Source organism: Marinobacterium aestuariivivens, from assembly GCF_042661465.1.
Lineage (GTDB): Bacteria > Pseudomonadota > Gammaproteobacteria > Pseudomonadales > Balneatricaceae > Marinobacterium_A > Marinobacterium_A aestuariivivens.
Map to the genome: position 1 here is coordinate 4,391,491 of NZ_JBHSWE010000001.1, position 19,063 is coordinate 4,410,553.

Genomic DNA, 19,063 nt, shown 5'->3' on the forward strand with positions numbered 1-19,063 from the left:
AACCGGAGTTTTGGAAAGCAACATGAGCAACATCTTGTATCTGCACCGTTTCAACCGGGTGCAGGAAGCGGACAGTGTCGAACAGCGGGGAGCCGACAGCTGGTGGGTGATTCGTCACCGGGTGGCACGGGACGGCACCTCGTTGCATGCCAGCCGTGTGGTGCATTTCGCCCGCAGCGAAGCCGAGGCGCAGGCCTGGATCGAGCGCCGGCATGCGCAGGACGATGCCGACAAGGCCCGGCGCGGAACGGGTTGATCCATACCGGTACCCCGTTCCGGCCGTATACGGGCACGGTTGCAGGTCGGGCAGGGCGCGGCCCTGTGCCTGGGGACTGTCAGATCGCCCTGGCGGCGATGCTGCAGGAGAGCAGGACCGATGAGGGGCTCAGCGACAGCAGTTCCAGACTGCCGTCCAGTGCCCGGGCCAGCCGCTGGCTGTAGCCGAGACCGGATGCCTGCCAGTAGGCTTCACGCAGCGGATCGGCCGCGTCCGACGATGCCCCGGGCGATTCGCCCTGGATCGTCAGCTCCAGCAGGGCCTCGTCGGCCTGGTAGCGCATGATCAGCTTCAGGTCGGCATCGGGTGCACAGTGCATGGCCTGCTCCAGCAGGGTCAGCCAGAGCTGCAGACTGGCGCTCTGGCACAGCTGCAGCCGTGCCGGCACCCCGGCCTCGATGCGGTAGTCGAGCAACTGGCGGTGCTGGCGCGCCAGCGGCAATAGCGTCTGGATCAGTGCTTCGATCAGCTGTCTCGGTTCCGTGGCCGTGGCGGACTCGCGCGGTGGTTGCGCTTCGAGCTGGCGGCAGAGAGCGGACAGACGCTGCTGCTGCGTGACCAGCTCGGTCAGCAGGTCCCGGGCCTGGGGATTGAGATCGAAACGCTGCAGCCGGCGCCCGAGGCTCCGGGCTTCGTCGAGCAGCGGTCGCATCAGTGTTGCGAGTGCGGCCTGGCCGTCCGGTGCGGTTTCCCCGTCGGTTGCCGTTTGCGCAGGGGGCCGGCATTGACCAGATCCCGGTAGGCGCGCAGGGCCACCACGACGGAGGTGAGCAGGCGCGATGCCGAAAGCTCGGCCTTGCTCAGATAGTCGTTGATGTCGTAGCGCACGATGACGTCGGTTTCGGGGGCGTAGCCCGGGTGGCCGGTTCTCAGGATGATGCGCACGCGGCGATTGCCCAGCTGGTCCCGGATATAGTCGACCAGACGCAGCCCCTCGTCGTCGGACTCCATCACCACGTCCAGCAGTACGAGGGCGAGATCCTCGTGTTTGTGCAGCAGTTCCCGGGCCTGCTGTCCGCTGAGGGCGCTGATCAGTTCGACCGGGCGATCCTCGAAGGTGTAGCCGCGAAAAATCATCCGGGTAATGCCGTGAATACCCTCTTCGTCGTCAACCACCAGGACGCGCCAGGGGCGGTGGGGCGGGATCGGTCCGTTCATAGGCTCTTGTTATCCAGGTTCGTGGCGCCCTGCATTCTACCCGGCCCGGGCCAGGATTACAGCGTTGTCGCAAAAGCCGCACCGAGCTGTGCCGCCTTGGCCGGTGCCTGCCAGCGCTCATACAGCTGCCGGGCCTCGTTCAGCAACAGCCGGCCAACCCCTGGACGGCCGCGTCGCAGCCAGTAGCCAGCGTAGCGTTCGCAGGCGATGGCCTGGATATGCAGGCAGGCGGACTCTTCGCTCAGGGCGATGGCGGCTTCGTAGGCCCGCTCTGCCAGATCAGGCTGTTCCAGCAGCGCCGCCCGGTCACCCCGCAGCAAGGCCGCTCGGCAGGCGAAGGTCGACGGATTCTGCGCGCTCCATAGCTCCAGACGGGTTTCGTCGAGCTGCAGCCGGTCGAGCAGTGCCTGCCGTCGCCGGCCGGTACTGTGACGGCACAGTTCGGCACGCATCAGGGCACCGAGCAGTGTCAGTTCGGCCTGGGCGCAATAGCCGTCGAGGCGCGGCAGCGCCTGTTCGATCTCGGGCAGCAGCGCGGGCCAGGCCCGGGGCGGCTCGAGCAGATAGGCGGTCAGCGTGCGACTCAGCAGTAGCCAGGGGCTGTCGACGCAGGGGGCGCCGGGCTCATCCTGAACCGGGGCCGCTGTTGCTAGCGCAGGGCTGCCCAGTGCATCCAGCAGATGGCGCAGCGATGCGCGCAACGCCTGTCCGGCCACCGTGCAGGCCGGATCTTTGCCCCGATCCAGGGCCGCTTCAGCCAACGGCAGCAGGGTCGAAAGCGGCGTCCCCTGCATCCAGCGGCTGTGGCAGCCGACCAGGGTCGCCAGTACCGCGGTATCGCCGTCACCGGCTTCGGCGGCCAGCCGGGCGGCGTCCTCGAGCGTACGCACGGCGGTAGCCGCCGGGGCGGTCCAGGGCATCAGACGGGCGCCGGTCAGCAGCAGTGTCCGGGCCCGTGCGGTTGTCGTTTCGCCGGCGGTCAGCTGCAGCGCCAGACGCTGCAGCTGTTCACCCCGGGCGAGGTCGCCGCCCAGCCAGCTGCCGACGTAACCGAGGGCCGCGCAGGCGAAACTGTCGTCCGGGTGGCCGTTGCGCTGCGCTGCCTGCGCCAGGGCGCAGAGCGCCAGTCCCTGATCGCCGTGCAGCTCGGCATTGAGCCAGAGGCGCTGCAGCAGCGTCCTCTCGCCTTCGGCGACGTCCGGCCCGGTGCCTGTCCGCTGCATGGCCTGCTGTGTCAGCGCCAGCGCCAGCGCCGCCTGGGCGGACGGTTCCCGGGGATCTCGACGCCATGCTCCGCCAGCCCGCTGCACAGCCGGTCCAGGGCTTCCTGGGGCCGGCCCCGCTGCAGCAGAAGCTGGTTCCAGGCCAGTGTCAGGGCTGACCGGCTGGCCGGGTCCCGTGCCAGGCCGGCACTTTCATTGAGAATTTCAGCGGCGATGTCGTGGCGCCCGTTCGTGCTTTCGAGCCGGGCCAGTCGCAGGCCGGTTTCGAAGGTCGGCTGCCTCAGCTCGGCCGCGTCCGTCTGCCGTGCCAGGTTGCGTCCTTGTTGCAGGTAACGCCGTGCCGTCGCCAGGGCACCGGCCTGTTCGGCCCGCCGGGCCGCTTCGAAGTTCAGCAGAGCCAGCTCTGCGTTCTGGCCCGGCACGGGGTCGAGCGCCTGGGCCTGATCGAGATGGTGCAGGCGCTCGAACAGTGTCCTGTTGTCAGGGGCTGTGTCGGGGGCGTGGCGCAGGAATGCGCCGAAGATCCGGTGCCTGTGCGCGCGTTCCGCATCCGTCAGCTGCAAAAGGAGCACCTCGCGCTGTCTGGCGGAGCTGAAACGACAGCGGTGGCCGCCGGCGTCGTTGCGGTGGATGATGCCCGCCCGCTGCGCCGGCTGCAGTTTTGCCTGCAGGCGTGCCAGGGTTCGCCGCAGACCCGGCTCAGCTGTTCGACATCGAATGCCATGCCGGCGACCGCGGCCCAGTGCAGCGACGCCCGGCTGGCGGCGGGCAGCCGCTCCAGCACCGCATCGCCATCCTTGCCGTCATGGCAGCTGTCGGCGGGTACCGGATCGGGGGCGTCCCAGCGCCAGCGCCCGGCCGTTTCGTCATAGACGAGCCCCGGGGCTGCAGGGCCCTGAGAGACTGCAGCAGACGGCCGGGGTTGCCGGCCGTCTCGCGCCCGAGATGCAGCGCCAGCGCGTCGAGATCGGTTGCGCTTGCGACGATCAGTCCCGTCAGCAGCTGACGAATCTCCGCGGGCTGCAGCGGCGCCAGCTCGAGCAGACGGCAGCGGGCCTGCTGGCGCAGCAGCGGCCACTGCCGGGCGAAGGGGCTGGCCACGGGCCTGTCCTCGGTACGGCAACTGCCGATGATCAGCAGCCCGGCGTCCTCGAGCAGTCCCGTCAGCATGTTGAGTGTCGTCAGCGCCGCGGTGTCGGCGAAGTGGAGATCGTCAAGGCAGATGACCACCGGCCGGTCGGACAGGCTCAGGCGCAGCAGGGCGCCGAACAGCGCGCCGGGATGTTGCTCGGTGTTCGGCGTGGCGTTCTGCGTCTCGCCGAGCAGGCCTTCCAGTGTCGCCGTTTCCGGCAGCAGCGCACCGAGCTGGCGCAGGCTTTCGGGCGGCAGTTGCCGGAGCTGGCGGCGCCAGCGACCGTATTCCATGGCCGGCGCCGCACTGTGTTGATGTATCAGCTGGCGCAGCAGGTCGGTAACCGGGCTGGCCGCGCCGCGTGCCTGCGGCTGAAAACGCAGGCGCAGGCGGATGGCCTGTGCCGGGAGCAGCTCATCGACCAGGCCATACAGCAGGGTGCTCTTGCCACTGCCTGTCGCGCCCATGACCAGCAGCAGCCGCCCCTGGCCGGCTTCGGCCTGGAGCAGCAGCTCCGCGAGCGTGGCGCGGTCCCGCTCGCGGACGGCGGCTGTGCCGAGGTCCGGCGCGCTGTCCGTCGGGACGTCCGGGTGAAGTGCCGCAGGCGTGACGGTGCCCTGCAGCTGCCATCGGCAATGGAGCAGCCGCTGTCGCACGGCCTCGAAGGATCGCGGCCGTGCGCCCGGGCTCGGCTGCAGCAGCTGTGCGAGCAGTGCGCGCAGCGGCTTGCCGAGGCTGCCGTCAAAGCGCGGTGGCCGTTCCTGGCGGGATCTGAGCAGCGTTCGCAGGTCCGTTGCGCTGTGGGGCGGCCGGCCATGCAGCAGCGCATGGTAGAGACAGCCGAGGCTGTAGAGCAGGGCGGCCGGGCCCGGTGTCGGTGGCACCAGACCGCTCGTTTCCGGTGCGCTGTATTCGAGTTCGTTCAGGGCGTCGGTCGCGGGGGCATCGACCCATTTCAGCTGCCACTGCTCCGGTCCCGGTGTCAGGACCGAAAACCGGTGCGGTGCGGCGGCGACATTCGGGGTTTCGGCAAGCCGCAGCGGCAGCAGGTCGAGAAGCTGCAGCGCCAGCGGGTAGAACAGGGTCTCCGGGAGCCCCGAAGGCCCTATGTAGTCGCTCAGACGGCGGTTCTCACCGCCGGCCGGGCGGGCATTCTGCCGTTGCCGGTATTGCCCGGGCGAGGTCCCGGTCCAGCGGCGGAACGCCTTCTGGAATGCCGGCAGTCCGGAAAACCCAAGCTGGTAACTGATTTCGCCAAGGCTCTGATGGCCGCGCTGCAGCAGCTGCAGGGCCAGGTCCTGTCGGCACTGGTCGAACAGCGCCTGAAAGTGGGTGCCCTGCTGGTCCAGCTTGCGTTGCAGCGTGCGCAGGCTCAGGTTCAGTGCCGACGCCAGATCACGACGGCCGAAGTCGGTATGGCCCTCCTGCAGGCGCCGGCGAATGAGGCCCTTGACCCTTGGCACCAGGGCCCCGTCCCCCGCGGTGGCGCCGAGCAGGTCGTCGGCCAGGGCGCGATGCAGGAGGTGCATTTCCGGGTTGGTGTCCGGCAGGGCCTGTCGAGGTAACGGGAGGGCAGGACCAGCCTGGCCTCGGGGCTTTCGAAGCGTACTTCCGCCGCGAAGAACTGCCGGTAGGGTGCGGTGTCGGCGCCGGTCTCGAAGCTGAACTCGACCCGTGAAGGCGGTATCTGAGTGCCCGTCAGCTGGCGTGACCAGCTGTGCAGGCAGGCCAGCAGCCAGAGCGCCAGGTGATCACCGCAGGCGCCTTCGAGGCTGAGTTCGCAGTCCTCGCGGCCGCGCTCGATCCGAAGCTGCACGCCCTCGATCAGCAGCGGCAGGTAGTCGGCCAGGCATTGCAGGGCCTGGGCCAGGGTGTCGGCCGTCGCCATCAGGAAGCCGACGGGCCCCAGGGCCCTGGGGGCGTCGCATCGGCCACCCGCAACGCGATGCGGCCGTTGCCGGTGCTCCGGGCCAGTTGTTCGAGCAGTTTTTCCAGCGTCGCCGATTCCAGGCGCGGCGCGGACGGGGGCAGTGCATCGCGTGCCAGTCCGGCATTGGCGAGCAGCGTATCGATCTCCTGGCGATTGTGCCGCGCGACCTGGACGATAGGATCGATCAGGCGGTTCGAGGCGGAGCTGTTCGGCATTGCAGACGGATTCATCGCTGGAACGGGGGTGGGGCGAGTGTATACCAAAAGTGCCGGGCTGGCAGCGTCGTCGCCTGCCTTGCGGTTGCGCAGCCCTGACCGTACTATCGGTCAGCCGAGTCCGGATCTGTTAGCGAAAATGTGGCGTTTATTGCTGTTGTTCATTCTTGCCGTCCCCCGCGGGCCTGGACCGATACACTGAATGCCGGTCTGCCGGGCGATGCCCAGGCGCCTTTTTTCTGGCGCGATGACGGCGGCCGTTTTCTCGGCATCTATCCGGATCTGATGCGCCTGGTCGCAGAAGAGATGGCGGTGGATATGCGTTTCATTGCCCTGTCCCAGGCCCGGCTCAGGCACCACTTCGCCAGCGGCGATATCGACATCGAGGTCGGCGTAGCGCCGTCGCAAGCGCCGGATCCGGATGGCGCCCTCTATTCCCGTCCGTTCTTTGTCGTCAACGAAGTCATTATCTACAGCCCGGAGCTGACGTTCGATATCTTCATTCTCAAGGACCTCGCCGGACAGCGGGTTGCGACGGTGCGGGGCACCCGGGTGCCCGCCTATGTCGAACGGGAGGATTTTGCCACTGAACTGCAGGTTGCCAAACGGGTCGACCGGGGCTGGAACCGGATTGGCCTGATGAAGGAGGCCCTGGCCCTGCACTATCAGCGTACCCTCGACCTGGATTACCGGATATCGCTTCCCTACCAGAGCAACCCGGTCAGTGTGCGGCTGCATCCGGGCCGGACGCACTGGCTGGCTGCTATCGACCGGGCCATCGCCCGGGCCGAGGAGGACGGCCGGCTCGAGGCGTTGCTCTGCCGCTATCTGTGCGGCCCGGGGCCTGAAGCCGGCGACTGAGTTTTCATGCCCTGCCAACGACAGCCTGCCACCTTGCCGGCGTGATCGACCTCGCCGGCAGTTGCTGCGCCAAAGCCTCAGGGCAGCGGGGACAGTTCGCTGATCAGGGCTTCGCGTCGTCGCAGTGCGGCGACCGCGTCGTTGCCGAGCCGTCGTGCCACCTCGCTCAGCAGCGCCTCGGCGAAGACGAAAAATGCCGCCATGGCATTGCTGTAGAAAAGGCTTTGGTTCGGTACCAGGAAACAGCAGCTCGCCGCTGCCGCCAGCGGCGAAGCCGTCGAGTCGGTCAGGGCCACCACTTCCAGCCCGCGCGTGCGGGCGATCTCCGCGGTCCGCACGACGCTGGCGGTATAGGGAAAGCAGCTGGCAACCACCAGCACATCCCCCGGCTCCAGCGGTGCCAGTGCATCGGCAATGCCCTGGGCGCCGGCGTTGAGCGGGGCGACCTCGCCGCGGATCATGCCAAGCCCGTAGGCCAGAAAATAGCTCAGGGCAAAGAACTGGCGCATGCCGTACAGGCGCACCCTCGGCGCCCTGGCCAGCAGTTCGCCGGCGCGGTCGAAGGCGGCCGGGTCCAGGGCGTCGACCATCGCTGCGATATTGCCACTTTCCTGGCGCCCCAGGCGTGCCAGCAGGTCGAGTCCCGGGCTTTCCGCCGTGGCCGCCAGCAGACTGGCCTGGTCGCTGTAGAAATGGCTGCCGCTATCGGTCAGTGCCCGCCTGAACAGTTCCTGCAGTCCACCGAAGCCACTGAATCCCAGGCGCTGCGCCAGTCGTGACAGCGTCGAGGGATTGACGTCGAACCGTTCGGCCAGTTCGGTGATCGAGGCCAGGGCGCTGGCGCTGGGCTGTTCCAGCATCGCTGCCAGTACCCGTCTGGACCGTGCGCCGAGACGGATTGGCGCCTCGCCGCTGTCGAGCAGGCCGAGCAGTCGTCGGAGGCTGTCGAGGTTCTCGGGGACTGGCGTTTGCGGCGGTTTCATGACTATCTTTCCAGCAGGGGAACAAAGCCGGCGCATTATAGCTGCAGCCGGTCTTCGTTTGAATAATTGGCAAAAATATTTGCATAAAGCATAATGTGCAAATATATTTGCATTCACTGTCGCGAACCCTGGATCCGCTGCCATGTCCCACGTTTTTCATCGCAATATCCATCAAAGCTATCCGGTCGCCGTTGCCGGTGACGGACCCTATATCATCGACAGCGAGGGACGGCGCTATCTCGATGCCAGCGGCGGCGCGGCAGTTTCCTGTCTGGGGCACAGTGCCACCGAAGTGGTCGAAGCGATCAAGGCGCAGGTCGAGACCCTGGCCTATGCCCATACCTCCTTTTTCACCACCGAACCGATGGAGCAACTGGCGGACTTCCTGATCGAGCGTGCGCCGGCCGGTCTCGAGTCGGTCTATTTCGTCTCCGGCGGTTCGGAGGCGGTGGAGGCGGCGCTGAAGCTGGCGCGGCAGTATTTCACCGAGATCGGTCAGCCGCAGCGCCGTCACCTCATCGCGCGGCGCCAGAGTTATCATGGCAATACCCTGGGTGCCCTGGCGACCGGTGGCAATCTCTGGCGTCGTGCCCAGTTCGAACCGCTGCTGACCGGCGTCAGCCATCTGAGCCCCTGTTACGCCTACCGCGAAAAACAGCAGGGTGAGTCCGATGATGCCTTCGGCACGCGGCTGGCGAAGGAGCTGGAGGACGAAATACTGCGCCTGGGCGCCGACGAGGTGATGGCGTTCGTCGCCGAGCCGGTGGTCGGTGCGACCCTCGGGGCGGTACCGCCGGTCGAGGGCTACTTCCGCAAGATCCGCGAAGTCTGCGATCGCTACGGCGTGCTGCTGATCCTCGACGAGGTCATGTGCGGCATGGGCCGTTCCGGCACCCTGTTCGCGATCGAACAGGAGGGCATCAGCCCGGATATCACCACCATCGCCAAGGGGCTCGGCGCCGGCTATCAGCCGATCGGTGCGACCCTCGTCAGCGGCAGGATCTACGATGCAATTGCCGCCGGCAGCGGTTTTTTCCAGCATGGCCATACCTATATCGGCCATGCCACCGCCTGTGCCGCGGCGCTGGCCGTTCAGCGAACAATCGAGCAGAAGCAGTTGCTGCCGCGGGTACGCCAGCTTGGCAGCGCCCTCGAAGCGCGACTGCAGGACCGCTTCGGCGACCATCCCCATGTGGGCGATCTGCGCGGTCGCGGGCTGTTCCTGGGTCTGGAGCTGGTGCGCGACCGGGACACCAAGACGCCGTTCGACCCGGCGCTGAAGCTCAATGCGCGGATCAAGAAGGCGGCGATGGAGCAGGGGCTGATGTGCTATCCGATGGGGGCACCATCGATGGCCGCCAGGGTGACCATATTCTGCTGGCGCCACCTTTCATCCTCGAGGATTCGCACCTCGACGAACTGGTGGACAAGCTCGGTACCGCCCTCGACGCGGCACTCAAGACTATCGATGGAGGCAAGGCATGAAGTCCAGACTGACGGACCTCGAGCGCGGTCAGATGAGCGCCGAGCAGCAGCGGGTACTCGATGCGATACTGAGTGGCCCGCGGGGCAATCTCGACGGTCCCTTCCTGGCCTGGATTCACAGTCCGGGGCTGGCTGATCATGCCCAGGAGCTGGGCGCGTTCTGCCGCTACCATACCCAGATGCCGCTGCGCCTGTCGGAGCTGGCGATACTGGTCACCGCCGCCTGGTGGCAGTCCCAGGCGGAGTGGCAGATCCATGAACCGATCGCCCGCCAGGCCGGCCTATCGGACGAAGTGATCGAGGCTCTGCGGCAGGGACAGGCGCCGGAAATTTCCAAAGAGGATGAACGACTGGTCTACCGTATCGGCCGGACCCTGTACGAGACGCGCCGCGTCGACGAGGCGCTGTACTGCGAAGCCCGCGAGCAGTTCGGGGAAAGCGCGCTGGTCGAGCTGGTCGGCATCTTTGGCTACTACGCCCTGGTGGCGATGACGCTGAACGTTTTTGAAGTGCGCCGCGAAACCTCGCAGCCGCTTCCGTTCGCCGAACCGGGCTGATCGCCGCCTGTGTCCGGCCGTGCCGTTGCACGGCCGGACACAGGCGCAGAAAAGCCAGCCAAATCAATAACCAAGCCTTGCAGCCTCCGCTGCCCGGCGCTACATTAGGCGAATCCTCCCGCGGGTGTAGTTCAATGGTAGAACGGCAGCTTCCCAAGCTGCATACGAGGGTTCGATTCCCTTCACCCGCTCCACACCGGCTTTCCAGGGACTTCTATCGAATTCTAAGGATGGTCGTAAGTCGCTGACATTGTTCGGGATTTCTCCTCAACTCGAGCCAGTGACGTCCAGCGAAATCCACTGACGGCCAGCCTTTTTAAGGCCAGAATTAAGGCCATACAATGCGGGTGGTGCCAGTTCCGGATTGTTGCTGGGGTCGTGCGGGGGTCGTGACGAGCATAGAGCCTAAGTCTCTGCTTAGGAGCTATGTGATGGCACTTTCCGATCTAATCGTCCGGCAGGCCAAGGCTACCGGTAAAACTTATAACCTCCCCGACACAAATGGCCTGGGACTGGTGGTCTCGCCCGTTGGCGGCAAGTCGTGGCACTTCCGCTATTATTGGCTGAGCAAACAGAAGCGCATGTCGCTGGGCGCCTATCCCGAGATCGGTCTTCGCAAGGCGCGTGCCCTACGTGATGAAGCTCGTGCGCTGTTGGCCAAGGGCATCAACCCCCATACTAACCGAAAACAGAAACGCCGCGCCGTGCGTTTGGCGGCCGAACACACCTTCATGGCGGTCTATGAGAATTGGATGCAGCACCGCCAGCTCACCCTTGAGGCAGGCCGCCAGAGTTCTCTGGAGCAAATCCCCCGCGTCTTCAAGAAGGATGTCTTCCCTTTCCTGAAGCGGCTGACCATCTACGAAATCACCCGTCCTCATCTGCTTGAGGTGATCGGTCGCATCGAGAAGCGCAACTCGCTGTCGGTAGCCGAGAAGGTACGTACCTGGCTCAAGCAGTTGTTCGACTATGCGATGGTTGTCGTTCCGGACATGGAGACCAATCCGACCACCGACCTGCACGTGGTTGCGGTGCCGCTCCCCCGGTCGAACACAATCCGTTTCTGCGCATGGCCGAACTCCCCGGGTTCCTCCAGACGCTACGCCAATACTGCGGTCGGCTGACGACACAACTGGCGATTCGCCTGCTGCTCCTAACCGGGGTCCGAACGGGCGAGCTGCGCCTGGCCACGCCGGATCAGTTCGATCTGGACCTTGGGCTGTGGATCATCCCGGTCGCGTCGCTCAAGCAACGCAAAATGCTGATTCGGAAGAAGCGCAAGCGTGCCTCCGACATCCCGCCGTACATCGTGCCGCTGTCCGTTCAGGCGATGGAGATCGTTCGCTACCTGCTCGAGGACTTTAAAACCGCGCAGAAGTATCTGTTCCCCAGCGTTAAATGCTTGAAAGACCGCATGAGCGAAAACACGGTGAATCTGGCGCTCAAGCGCTTGGGCTACGACGGCCGGCTGACCGGTCACGGTATCCGCGCCACCATCTCGACGGCACTCAACGAAGTGGGCTATCCGAAGGTCTGGGTGGACTCCCAGCTCTCGCACGCCGACCCCAATCGCATCAGCGCCACCTACAACCATGCCGAATACGTCGAGCAACGCCGGGTGATGATGCAGGATTGGGCTGATCGTTTGGACCTGTTCGAGCGGAATCAGGTACAGGCCGCCAGCACGCACCTGACCATCCATCTGCAGGGCTTGCCGACAATTGCAGGGCAAGAGGTGGCACCGCTACCGACCCCGGGCCAGCACGTCCCCATCTTGCTGGTGGCGCCTACCGAGCAGAGTATGCCGCCGGTAGCACCTGCCGTGCAGCGCCTTCCGGCGGTCGAGTTACCCGAGTACGCGCGCCCACAACTATCGGACCTGCAGCGCGAGCGTCGTACGCTGCTGGACGTTTTCGAGCAACCGGACAACCTGGTGGTGGCTGACTACGCCAAGCCTGCCGGCAAGTCACGCCGCTGGATCACCTATGAGATCCAGGCCGGCACACTGCTGTCGCTCCAGTTGGGCAACAAGGGCCAGCGTGTCCCGGTGTGGCAGCTCGAACCACTCAAGCGCCAGCTGGTCCAGGCGGTTCTCCAACAGACACCGCGTAGCGTCGATACCTGGGACATCTATCGCGCGTTGCAACGGCCGCATGACGCCCTGCACGGCCGTTCTCCGATCGAAGCCGTGACGCCGGAGAGTATGCAGGTGACCGTGCGTGTGGTTGTGGAACAATGTTCACTACCCGGTAGGCCGTCTGCGCCTTCGGAAAGCTCATTAAGTTCGAGTTTCGTTTAGAAGACTTGGGTAGCGGTGCCTACAACGTGCTCAACCGACAGCAGGTGTGTGTACCGGCCGGGAACTCTGGGGATTCATACTTGGCTTGCCCGGGTCTCAGGCTGATGCGAAGGTTTGTTTGTAATGACAATGACATTACTAGGCGTTAAAGTGGCGGTATATGCAGGAGGTCAAACCATGCCGACACCGAACTCCACGCCCAAAAAGCGCGAAACACTGAATATCCGTATCAAGCCCGAGGAGCGCAATCTGATCGATCGTGCTGCCAGGGCCCGAGGGAAAAACCGCACGGACTTCGTGCTGGAGGCGGCCCGCATGGCTGCCGAGGAAACGTTGCTCGATCAGGCCATCATTGGGGCCAGCCCGGATGCCTATGCTGCCTTTCTCGCACGACTGGACATGCCGCCACAGCCAAATGAGCGCCTGCGCAAAACGATGCAGACAGCGGCCCCCTGGGAAAAAGCATGACGGTTACGGCGCCCGAGCCTTTGACCTCAGATCACGATGTCGAGGCGTTCGCCTCAGGGGTGGAAAGCCTGGACCATTGGTTCAAGCGTCGTGCGCTGAAAAACCAGTCAACAGGTGCATCCCGTACCTTCGTGGCCTGCGAGGGTAGCCGCGTGCTGGCGTATTATGCCCTGGCATTGAGCGCGATCACGGTCGATGCCGCTCCGGGACGCTTTCGCTGCAACATGCCTGACCCGATTCCGGTAGTTGTCCTGGGCCGGCTGGCCGTGGATCAATCCCTGCAGGGCAGGGGATTCGGCCGTGCCCTGGTGCGGGATGCCGGGCTGCGCGTAATCCAGGCGGCGGACACCATTGGCATTCGCGGTATGATCGTGCACGCCCTGTCGGAAGAAGCGAAGGCTTTTTACGAGGGAGTCGGCTTCGAGCCGTCTCCGATCGATCCCATGATGTTGATGGTCACACTCGCCGACTTGAAGGGCGCAAGCCTTCTCACCTGACTTCCAGATTCGACAGTCCGTATGTCGAAATCACCATCCAATCTGGAGCGAAGCATTCCTCCAGCCTCCGCTAACGGCCATTTGCGGTCACCTGGCCCATTGGTCAACTTGCCATTTATGGTGTTGACATCTGCCGCACCAAGTCATGCCGCTCCAACTGGTGACGGAGGTTGTTGATCATTGCTGCACAGCCGTTCTTGCAGACCTTAGCCCTGATGGGCCTGACGCCTTGAAGGCGGTGATCGACAGAGGCTAAGCCGTTCTGAGGACGGCGGCGTAGAGGCGGCTCGTCGATTCGGTCGTAACTGAGTCCATCAAAGCCCTGCAAGGAATGCGCTAGTCTGTGTTCAAGGGGCCGGACGTCCCGGCAACCGAACAAGAGGGCACTACGATGTCGCAAGTGATTGGTTTTGATGTCTATGGAACCCTGGTAGACCCGGTGGATATGGGCAGGCATCTCGAGGTCCTGGCGGGGGACCGGGCCAAACAGTTCGGCCAGCTGTGGCACGACAAGAAAGTCGAGTATGCGTTTCGTCGGGGGCTGATGGAACAGTACCAGGACTTCGGCGTCTGCACCCGCCAGGCGTTGCGCTATTGTTTGCAGCAGTTCGGGATCGAGCTCTCCGAGGAGGATCAGCGAAAGTTGTTGGCGGAGTTCAACAACCTGGATGCGTTCGAGGATGCGGTCCCCGGGCTGAAGGCGTTGAAAGCGCAGGGGCACAGGCTGGCCGCCTTTTCCAACGGCCCCGAAGCGGCTGTGCGCACGTTGCTGGGCCGAAACGGCGTCCTCCAGCAGCTCGATGACGTGATCAGCGTCGATGATGTGCGCACCTTCAAACCCAGTCCCCGGGTCTACCGGTATCTGCTGGAGCGAACCGGCTCTGCGCCGTCGTACTGCTGGATGGTTTCCGGAAACCCTGGGATGTTATCGGGGCGAAGTGCGCGGGCTTGAAAGCTGTATGGGTTCAGCGGGAGCCGGCCAGGATCTTCGATCCCTGGGAGGTGGAACCCGACCTGATAGTTCGCGACCTGGTCGAGTTGAGTCAGCAAGTCTTCTGAGGACTCATTAACACAGCCGTTCTTGCGCTGAAGATTATAAGTACAGCGCCAAGCGACATGGATGACGGCCTCGAATAACACCAGCGGGTGATCTGGCGATACTGCACAGCATCCGACACTTTTGAGCTTCCAACGCGATGCCGGCAAAAGCGCCATAGGCGAAGCCAATGTTCGTGAGTCTCGCGGGGACGCAAATATGAAACCGGCATCCGAGTGCTCGCAGATCGACTATCCCAAGCCGGACGGTACGCTCAGCTTCATGCGGGGCTTCGCAGGAACTTTATGAGGTAACCGCAGAGGCTTGTACATGAGGACAGCAACCGCCGTTCGACTAATCTTCAGGTACCGGCCCGGAGGATTGAACGATGACGACGGCAAGCGGCTACGGTGCCTACCAGATCTGTTTTGAACCCTGTGACGCGCGCATCAGCGTCGAATTCAATGGTCGGCTCGTCGCCGACAGCAGCCGGGTGATGGTGCTGCGGGAAACCGGCCTGCCTGCGACCTACTATTTCCCGCGCGAAGATGTCCACATGGACTGGCTGCGGCCGTCGGAGCACCATACTCACTGCCCGTTCAAGGGCAACGCCAGTTACTGGACCCTCGAGGTCGCCGGAAAGTGCGCCGAAAACGCTGTATGGAGCTATGAGGACCCTTATGACGAAGCGGCGCAGGTCAGGAACTACATCGCCTTTTACTGGGGACGCATGGATGCCTGGTACCGGAATGGCCAGCGCCAGGCCGAACCGGCCGTTTCGGACCGTACGGCCAATCCCTACCTGGGCTGGCTGCTGCGCGATGCCTGGCAGGCGTACGAAGCGGGCCAGCTCGTCGAGTCCTTCGCCGGCCGGCTGGTCGACGGGAAGTTGCCGCTGCAGCGGTTCGGCCTGCTGATCAGGACACTGCATCCGCAGCTGTTCGCGGTCAGCTACCAGTGGCAGCGGGATCGGGCAGGCGTCCGCGAGATCCAGCAGTCCCACGATCTGCTGCTGCGGTCGGAGTATCTGGATAGCCCCTACGCCCCGATACTGCAGGGCGTGGGCGGCGTGAGGCGCCGGCTCGAGGGAGAGGATTGCCAGCTCGACTTTCCAGTGTTGCGGGAATTGCGCGACGCCGGTGCCACGGATTATGTGGCGATGCCGCTGCTGTTCTCCGACGGTCAGATCAATATCATTACCCTGGTGTCGGACCGTCGTGGCGGTTTCACCACCAGCGAGCTCGGCCATATCCACGAGATCCTGCCGCTGCTGTCGAGGCTGTTCGAGGTTCAGGCGCTCAAGCGCACCGCCCAGGTGTTGCTGGAGACCTACCTCGGCGGCTACACCGGCCCGCGCGTGCTCGGGGGCCTGATCAGGCGTGGCGACAGCGAAGACATCCATGCCGTGGTATGGTTTTCCGATCTGCGGGACTCGACCTCGATCAGCGAATCGATGCCCCGGGTACGTTATCTGGAGCTGTTGAACGCCTTCTTCGACTGCATGGCCGGCGCGGTCATGGAGCAGGGGGGCGAGGTACTGAAATTCGTCGGGGACGCGGTGGTTGCGATATTCCCGATCGAAGAGCCGAACGAGCCTTGCCCCGCCGCCGCCGAGCGGGCGCTGGCCGCGGTCCGTGATGCCCGAACCCGGATGGCGGCGCTCAATCGGCAGCGGCGGGCCATGGGCGACCCCGCGGTTGGCTACGGCATCGCGCTGCACCGGGGCGAATTCACCTACGGCAATATCGGCACGGCGCGACGCCTGGACTTCACCGTTATCGGCGCGGCGGCCAACGAGGCTTCGCGCCTGGAGGGGATGTGCCGGCAACTGGGGCAGCGCATCCTGCTGTCGCAGGCATTCGCGGCTAGCTGCCGGCAGCCGCTGCGGTCGCTGGGGCGTCACAGGCTTCGCGGTGTGGAGGGCTCACAGGAGCTTTTCACCCTCGCGGATGCCGGGCCGGGATGAGGCGGGCCATCCGAACGCGCCTTCGGGGCCTAACTGCCCGGCGTCCCGGGTTCGTCCTCAGCCAGGCGGTTCAGGATCCGGGATACCATTGCGTCGCAGCGCTGGCCGGCGAACTCGTGCAGATGCAGGCCGGCCCCCTCTATATGGACGTCGAGCAGGGTCCGCAGCAGGCGTTTTCCTCTGAGGTATCGGGTCTTGACCAGCTGTTCGTCTATGCCGAGCATGCGGGCCGTATCCCGGGTATCCAACTGCTGGACAGCCCGCATCATGAACACTTCCCTGTAGATCAACGGCAGCTGATCGACGGCCCGTTCGAGCAGAGCGCGCAGTTGCTGCTGCGAAGCCTGGTCGAGGGGCTGCAAAAAACCTGGTAGTGGTCGGGCTGCTCGGCCATGTCGATATACTCCTGTGCCGCGACGGGCTGGATCTTGCGCAGACGCGCCAGCGCCTCGTTCCTGGCGATAGTGCAGAGCCAGGCGCCAAGGCCGCCGGGCCCCTTGAATTGATGCAGCCGGCGAAAGCCCTTGATGTAGGCGTCCTGCATCGTGTCCAGCACGTCCTGTTCCTGGTGCAGGATGCTGCGCACCAGGCGGTAGATGCGCTGGTTGTAGCGGCGCATGATCCCTTCGAACGCGCCGCGCTCGCCATCGAGCACGCGCGCCACCAGTACCCAATCCGGGACGGGTGGTGCGATATTCGCGTCGGTCGGTGTCGTTCCGTTCATTTTCACTCCTGTCCGGCTCACTGATTCGGGCACAGGGTTGCCGAGGTCGAGGCCCATTCGAGGTATCCGATCAGCAAGGCCCGCTGCGAAGGCTCTGCGATGCCGGCGTATCCCATGGTCGTGCCGGGAATCATCTTGAGCGGGCCGGCGAGAAAGCGGTCCAGCGTCTGGCGGCTCCAGACGATGTTTGCATCGCGCATGGCCTGCGAGTACCCGTACCCCTCGACGCTGCCGGCGCGTCTGCCGAACAGCCCGCAGTGCCGGGGACCTGTGCGGTCGTAAGCCAGAGCGTGGCAGCCCTGGCAGCGCTGATACAGCTCGGCGCCCGCCTGCCGTTCGGACGGCGTCAGCCCGCCGGCCCAGAGCGGGCCGGCGAACATGGCCAGAGGCAGCACGGCCTGTCGAAGCAAATGCATCATGGCCGCCCCTCAGGAAAAGAAGGCGCCGGGCACCGGGTCCAGCCCGAGGCTGTGTCGCAGCACCGCCCAGTGCATGGCCTCGTCCGCCAGGATGCTGGCCGCGGCGCCCGCCAGGTCCGAATTCGCGAACAGCGGGATGGCCCCGGCATAGGCGCTCACGGCGCCGCGTTCGAGTCCGGCGGCGAAGGTCAGCACGTCCTGCTCGCTATCGAGCGTTTCGACCGGAAACCGGTACTGTGCCTGCGGTTTGGCCGGCTCTCCGCCGAGCGTGCGGATGGTCTGGCTCAGCAGATCGGCATGTTCACGGTGGTGCCCTGGAACTGCACCGCTACCGGCAGCATGGCCCGGGTCAGCAAGCCACTGTCGGCCCCGAGCTGGTAGGCGGCTACCGCCTCGAATTCGGCCCTGAGGGCGGTATTCAGGATGTTGAGGTCCTGCGTCCTGCTGTCATCACTATAGTCGCCAGTACCGGCGCGGGCCCGGCTCGGGCTGCACCCGGCCAGCATGGCGACGGCTGCCGCCGATAACGTCAGGCCGGCGCCCCGGACAAGAAGGCCGCGACGTTGCGCGTTGAGGTAGGTCTCGACTGTTTTCATGGTTCCTCTCCTGCTGGGTGTAACGCTTTGTTTAACCCCTAGATGCAGGCAGGCGGCAAAAGGTTACAGGCGGCGCGATCCGTATTCGCTGTCGGCCCCTGACTTTTTTGCATGCCGGTGCGCGAGATAGTCATTTGCCCGCCGCCTGCGGTTGCGCTCTGATAAGCCGGAATTCTTGGACGTATCCAGCGCGATGCCGCTAAAGGCGCCATACGCGAAGACACTGTTCGTGCGTTTCGAGGGGACGCAAATATGCTGTCCGTCGTAATGATCTGGCAACAGTTTTCCGGACACTTTTTTATGCGGCGGCTCGTAGCTCTGATTCATAGTCCACCGGACTCATGTAGTCGTTGCTGGAGTGAAGCCGCACCCGGTTATAAAACACCTCGATATACTCGAAGATGGCCTGCTTCGCTTCTTCCCGTGTCTCGAAGTCCTCGTGATAGATCAGCTCGGTCTTCAGGGGGTGAAAGAGGCTCTCTGATGGGGCATCCCAACAATTTCCCTTCCGGCTCATGCTACACCGGAAGTCATGCTGCTTGAGCAGCCGCTGGAAGCTATCCGAAGCATACTGGCTGCCCCGGTCGCTATGGACCAATAGTCCGGCGGCTGGTCGCTGTTTCCAGATCGCCATACTCAGGGCATCATTCACCAGAGACGCCGGCATGCGGCTACCCATTGACCAAACCGCTGATTATCGATTGCCTTGACCGTATGCCAATGTAATCCGAGTAGCTCTGCTACCTGCTTCACCGGCATCAGCGAAACCAGGGCTTCTACGTAATTGACCAAGGACTGCGTGAGCCGCCGACGCCCTGAAAGCCAACGTATCTGTTCACGTCGGATGCCGCAGTCAGCACAGCGAACGCGGCGCACTGGCACATCCAGCCAGACCCGATAGTGGAACAGATCGCGCTCACGCACGCGCCGTCGGCTGACATCGTGAACCAGCAGCGTGGCTTGCCCACAGTCACTACAGAAGGGCAGTTGCGAGGGGCAAGGTTGAAGGCGGATAGTCAGGGTCTTGGCGTCGGAAATTTCGTAGCTTTCCAGCTCAAAGCCTTCCCAGAAGAGGTCAAGCAGACTAGCATCCATGACGTCAGCGGCGGTCGGGTAGTTGGATATGTTTTGCCGAACACAACCATACCCCTTCTCGCCGCCGCACTCCTCACTTTCCCGCTAATCTGCGAAGAACCTATTTTTTGTACCGAAAAGATGCCGTCTTTTGCTGCAATTT

General features: G+C 64.4%; 24 protein-coding genes, 1 tRNA gene and 2 pseudogenes. 11 read left to right on the top strand and 16 right to left on the bottom strand.

Features of this window, described 5'->3' with window-relative positions:
* The first annotated feature begins 22 nt into the window (after window positions 1–22).
* Window positions 23–256 carry a hypothetical protein gene (locus ACFQDL_RS22980; RefSeq protein WP_379911043.1) on the top strand — a complete coding sequence of 78 codons (234 nt, stop codon included), beginning with the start codon at window positions 23–25 and terminating at the stop codon, window positions 254–256.
* Between the two features lie 79 nt (window positions 257–335).
* Here ACFQDL_RS22980 and ACFQDL_RS22985 read toward each other — a convergent pair whose 3' ends face one another.
* From ACFQDL_RS22985 to ACFQDL_RS23015, 7 genes are all read right to left on the bottom strand, one after another.
* Window positions 336–929 (bottom strand): hypothetical protein, encoded by a 594-nt coding sequence (locus ACFQDL_RS22985; protein ID WP_379911044.1) that lies wholly within the window; start codon window positions 927–929, stop codon window positions 336–338.
* Entirely contained in the window at window positions 929–1,435 is a 507-nt protein-coding gene (locus ACFQDL_RS22990) for a response regulator (RefSeq protein ID WP_379911045.1), read from the bottom strand. Before ACFQDL_RS22990 ends, ACFQDL_RS22985 begins: the two co-directional genes overlap by 1 nt.
* Before the next feature lie 56 nt (window positions 1,436–1,491).
* Window positions 1,492–2,745: a hypothetical protein gene (locus ACFQDL_RS22995; protein ID WP_379911046.1), complete on the bottom strand. Its 1,254-nt coding sequence runs from the start codon at window positions 2,743–2,745 to the stop codon at window positions 1,492–1,494.
* Window positions 2,670–3,221: a hypothetical protein gene (locus tag ACFQDL_RS23000; RefSeq protein ID WP_379911047.1), complete on the bottom strand. Its 552-nt coding sequence runs from the start codon at window positions 3,219–3,221 to the stop codon at window positions 2,670–2,672. Before ACFQDL_RS23000 ends, ACFQDL_RS22995 begins: the two co-directional genes overlap by 76 nt.
* A 136-nt stretch (window positions 3,222–3,357) precedes the next feature.
* The gene (locus tag ACFQDL_RS23005) at window positions 3,358–5,253 is read right to left on the bottom strand and encodes a helix-turn-helix domain-containing protein (protein WP_379913275.1); all 1,896 of its coding nucleotides are present in this window, start codon (window positions 5,251–5,253) and stop codon (window positions 3,358–3,360) included.
* Window positions 5,169–5,678, bottom strand: a complete 510-nt coding sequence (locus tag ACFQDL_RS23010; protein WP_379911048.1) for an AraC family transcriptional regulator ligand-binding domain-containing protein — start codon at window positions 5,676–5,678, stop codon at window positions 5,169–5,171. The genes ACFQDL_RS23005 and ACFQDL_RS23010 overlap by 85 nt, the downstream gene beginning before the upstream one ends.
* A complete protein-coding gene (locus tag ACFQDL_RS23015; RefSeq protein ID WP_379911049.1) occupies window positions 5,678–5,935 on the bottom strand; it encodes a hypothetical protein in 258 nt (85 codons plus the stop codon). Before ACFQDL_RS23015 ends, ACFQDL_RS23010 begins: the two co-directional genes overlap by 1 nt.
* 141 nt (window positions 5,936–6,076) lie before the next feature.
* Between ACFQDL_RS23015 and ACFQDL_RS23020 the strand changes: the two genes are divergently transcribed.
* Window positions 6,077–6,796, top strand: coding sequence for a substrate-binding periplasmic protein (locus ACFQDL_RS23020; protein ID WP_379911050.1), 720 nt, complete (start codon window positions 6,077–6,079; stop codon window positions 6,794–6,796).
* A 77-nt stretch (window positions 6,797–6,873) separates the two neighbouring features.
* Here the strand turns inward: ACFQDL_RS23020 and ACFQDL_RS23025 are convergent, their stop codons facing one another.
* Complete coding sequence (locus ACFQDL_RS23025; protein ID WP_379911051.1) at window positions 6,874–7,779, bottom strand: MurR/RpiR family transcriptional regulator; 906 nt, start codon at window positions 7,777–7,779, stop codon at window positions 6,874–6,876.
* 142 nt (window positions 7,780–7,921) lie between these two features.
* On the opposite strand from ACFQDL_RS23025, the pseudogene ACFQDL_RS23030 reads away from it, so the two are divergent.
* From ACFQDL_RS23030 to ACFQDL_RS23065, 9 genes and pseudogenes are all read left to right on the top strand, one after another.
* Window positions 7,922–9,264: pseudogene (locus ACFQDL_RS23030) on the top strand (aspartate aminotransferase family protein).
* On the top strand, window positions 9,261–9,821 hold the full coding sequence (locus tag ACFQDL_RS23035) for a carboxymuconolactone decarboxylase family protein (protein WP_379911052.1): 561 nt from the start codon (window positions 9,261–9,263) through the stop codon (window positions 9,819–9,821). The pseudogene ACFQDL_RS23030 and the gene ACFQDL_RS23035 overlap by 4 nt, the downstream one beginning before the upstream one ends.
* 120 nt (window positions 9,822–9,941) lie before the next feature.
* Window positions 9,942–10,015, top strand: a tRNA-Gly gene (locus tag ACFQDL_RS23040).
* A 237-nt stretch (window positions 10,016–10,252) separates the two neighbouring features.
* The gene (locus tag ACFQDL_RS33040) at window positions 10,253–10,945 is read left to right on the top strand and encodes a tyrosine-type recombinase/integrase (protein ID WP_465263983.1); all 693 of its coding nucleotides are present in this window, start codon (window positions 10,253–10,255) and stop codon (window positions 10,943–10,945) included.
* Entirely contained in the window at window positions 10,891–12,120 is a 1,230-nt protein-coding gene (locus tag ACFQDL_RS23045; protein WP_465263984.1) for a tyrosine-type recombinase/integrase, read from the top strand. The genes ACFQDL_RS33040 and ACFQDL_RS23045 overlap by 55 nt, the downstream gene beginning before the upstream one ends.
* A gap of 177 nt (window positions 12,121–12,297) precedes the next feature.
* On the top strand, window positions 12,298–12,588 hold the full coding sequence (locus ACFQDL_RS23050) for a type II toxin-antitoxin system TacA family antitoxin (protein WP_379911053.1): 291 nt from the start codon (window positions 12,298–12,300) through the stop codon (window positions 12,586–12,588).
* Entirely contained in the window at window positions 12,585–13,085 is a 501-nt protein-coding gene (locus tag ACFQDL_RS23055) for a GNAT family N-acetyltransferase (protein WP_379911054.1), read from the top strand. Before ACFQDL_RS23050 ends, ACFQDL_RS23055 begins: the two co-directional genes overlap by 4 nt.
* A gap of 343 nt (window positions 13,086–13,428) precedes the next feature.
* Window positions 13,429–14,037, top strand: coding sequence for a haloacid dehalogenase type II (locus ACFQDL_RS23060; protein ID WP_379911055.1), 609 nt, complete (start codon window positions 13,429–13,431; stop codon window positions 14,035–14,037).
* A 472-nt stretch (window positions 14,038–14,509) separates the two neighbouring features.
* Complete coding sequence (locus ACFQDL_RS23065) at window positions 14,510–16,087, top strand: DUF427 domain-containing protein (RefSeq protein ID WP_379911056.1); 1,578 nt, start codon at window positions 14,510–14,512, stop codon at window positions 16,085–16,087.
* 29 nt (window positions 16,088–16,116) lie between these two features.
* On the opposite strand, the gene ACFQDL_RS23070 is transcribed toward ACFQDL_RS23065, so the two are convergent.
* The 8 genes and pseudogenes from ACFQDL_RS23070 to ACFQDL_RS23105 form a co-directional block, all read right to left on the bottom strand.
* Entirely contained in the window at window positions 16,117–16,356 is a 240-nt protein-coding gene (locus tag ACFQDL_RS23070) for a hypothetical protein (RefSeq protein WP_379911057.1), read from the bottom strand.
* Between the two features lie 17 nt (window positions 16,357–16,373).
* Entirely contained in the window at window positions 16,374–16,811 is a 438-nt protein-coding gene (locus tag ACFQDL_RS23075) for a sigma-70 family RNA polymerase sigma factor (protein ID WP_379911058.1), read from the bottom strand.
* 17 nt (window positions 16,812–16,828) lie between these two features.
* Window positions 16,829–17,230: a c-type cytochrome gene (locus ACFQDL_RS23080; RefSeq protein ID WP_379911059.1), complete on the bottom strand. Its 402-nt coding sequence runs from the start codon at window positions 17,228–17,230 to the stop codon at window positions 16,829–16,831.
* Between the two features lie 9 nt (window positions 17,231–17,239).
* Window positions 17,240–17,629 carry a ferritin-like domain-containing protein gene (locus ACFQDL_RS23085; RefSeq protein ID WP_379913277.1) on the bottom strand — a complete coding sequence of 130 codons (390 nt, stop codon included), beginning with the start codon at window positions 17,627–17,629 and terminating at the stop codon, window positions 17,240–17,242.
* The gene (locus ACFQDL_RS23090; protein WP_379911060.1) at window positions 17,515–17,826 is read right to left on the bottom strand and encodes a hypothetical protein; all 312 of its coding nucleotides are present in this window, start codon (window positions 17,824–17,826) and stop codon (window positions 17,515–17,517) included. The genes ACFQDL_RS23085 and ACFQDL_RS23090 overlap by 115 nt, the downstream gene beginning before the upstream one ends.
* Before the next feature lie 63 nt (window positions 17,827–17,889).
* The gene (locus ACFQDL_RS23095) at window positions 17,890–18,153 is read right to left on the bottom strand and encodes a hypothetical protein (RefSeq protein WP_379911061.1); all 264 of its coding nucleotides are present in this window, start codon (window positions 18,151–18,153) and stop codon (window positions 17,890–17,892) included.
* Window positions 18,125–18,511 (bottom strand): annotated as a pseudogene (locus tag ACFQDL_RS23100) (IS3 family transposase); the annotation flags it as partial. The gene ACFQDL_RS23095 and the pseudogene ACFQDL_RS23100, both read right to left, overlap by 29 nt.
* Window positions 18,475–18,921: a helix-turn-helix domain-containing protein gene (locus ACFQDL_RS23105; RefSeq protein WP_379911062.1), complete on the bottom strand. Its 447-nt coding sequence runs from the start codon at window positions 18,919–18,921 to the stop codon at window positions 18,475–18,477. The pseudogene ACFQDL_RS23100 and the gene ACFQDL_RS23105, both read right to left, overlap by 37 nt.
* Between the last annotated feature and the right edge of the window lie 142 nt (window positions 18,922–19,063).

Excerpts from the sequence above, each read along its gene's own strand:
- ACFQDL_RS22980 (WP_379911043.1), top strand. The coding sequence starts at position 23 with ATGAGCAACATCTTGTATCTGCACCGTTTCAACCGGGTGCAGGAAGCG.
- ACFQDL_RS23045 (WP_465263984.1), top strand. The coding sequence starts at position 10,891 with ATGGCCGAACTCCCCGGGTTCCTCCAGACGCTACGCCAATACTGCGGT.
- ACFQDL_RS23015 (WP_379911049.1), bottom strand. The coding sequence starts at position 5,935 with ATGCCGAACAGCTCCGCCTCGAACCGCCTGATCGATCCTATCGTCCAG.
- ACFQDL_RS22985 (WP_379911044.1), bottom strand. The coding sequence starts at position 929 with ATGCGACCGCTGCTCGACGAAGCCCGGAGCCTCGGGCGCCGGCTGCAG.
- ACFQDL_RS23070 (WP_379911057.1), bottom strand. The coding sequence starts at position 16,356 with ATGATGCGGGCTGTCCAGCAGTTGGATACCCGGGATACGGCCCGCATG.
- ACFQDL_RS23080 (WP_379911059.1), bottom strand. The coding sequence starts at position 17,230 with ATGATGCATTTGCTTCGACAGGCCGTGCTGCCTCTGGCCATGTTCGCC.
- ACFQDL_RS23075 (WP_379911058.1), bottom strand. The coding sequence starts at position 16,811 with ATGAACGGAACGACACCGACCGACGCGAATATCGCACCACCCGTCCCG.
- ACFQDL_RS23055 (WP_379911054.1), top strand. The coding sequence starts at position 12,585 with ATGACGGTTACGGCGCCCGAGCCTTTGACCTCAGATCACGATGTCGAG.
- ACFQDL_RS22990 (WP_379911045.1), bottom strand. The coding sequence starts at position 1,435 with ATGAACGGACCGATCCCGCCCCACCGCCCCTGGCGCGTCCTGGTGGTT.
- ACFQDL_RS23090 (WP_379911060.1), bottom strand. The coding sequence starts at position 17,826 with ATGAAAACAGTCGAGACCTACCTCAACGCGCAACGTCGCGGCCTTCTT.
- ACFQDL_RS23010 (WP_379911048.1), bottom strand. The coding sequence starts at position 5,678 with ATGGCGACGGCCGACACCCTGGCCCAGGCCCTGCAATGCCTGGCCGAC.
- ACFQDL_RS23025 (WP_379911051.1), bottom strand. The coding sequence starts at position 7,779 with ATGAAACCGCCGCAAACGCCAGTCCCCGAGAACCTCGACAGCCTCCGA.
- ACFQDL_RS23095 (WP_379911061.1), bottom strand. The coding sequence starts at position 18,153 with ATGAATCAGAGCTACGAGCCGCCGCATAAAAAAGTGTCCGGAAAACTG.
- ACFQDL_RS23105 (WP_379911062.1), bottom strand. The coding sequence starts at position 18,921 with ATGGATGCTAGTCTGCTTGACCTCTTCTGGGAAGGCTTTGAGCTGGAA.
- ACFQDL_RS23035 (WP_379911052.1), top strand. The coding sequence starts at position 9,261 with ATGAAGTCCAGACTGACGGACCTCGAGCGCGGTCAGATGAGCGCCGAG.
- ACFQDL_RS23050 (WP_379911053.1), top strand. The coding sequence starts at position 12,298 with ATGCCGACACCGAACTCCACGCCCAAAAAGCGCGAAACACTGAATATC.
- ACFQDL_RS23065 (WP_379911056.1), top strand. The coding sequence starts at position 14,510 with ATGACGACGGCAAGCGGCTACGGTGCCTACCAGATCTGTTTTGAACCC.
- ACFQDL_RS33040 (WP_465263983.1), top strand. The coding sequence starts at position 10,253 with ATGGCACTTTCCGATCTAATCGTCCGGCAGGCCAAGGCTACCGGTAAA.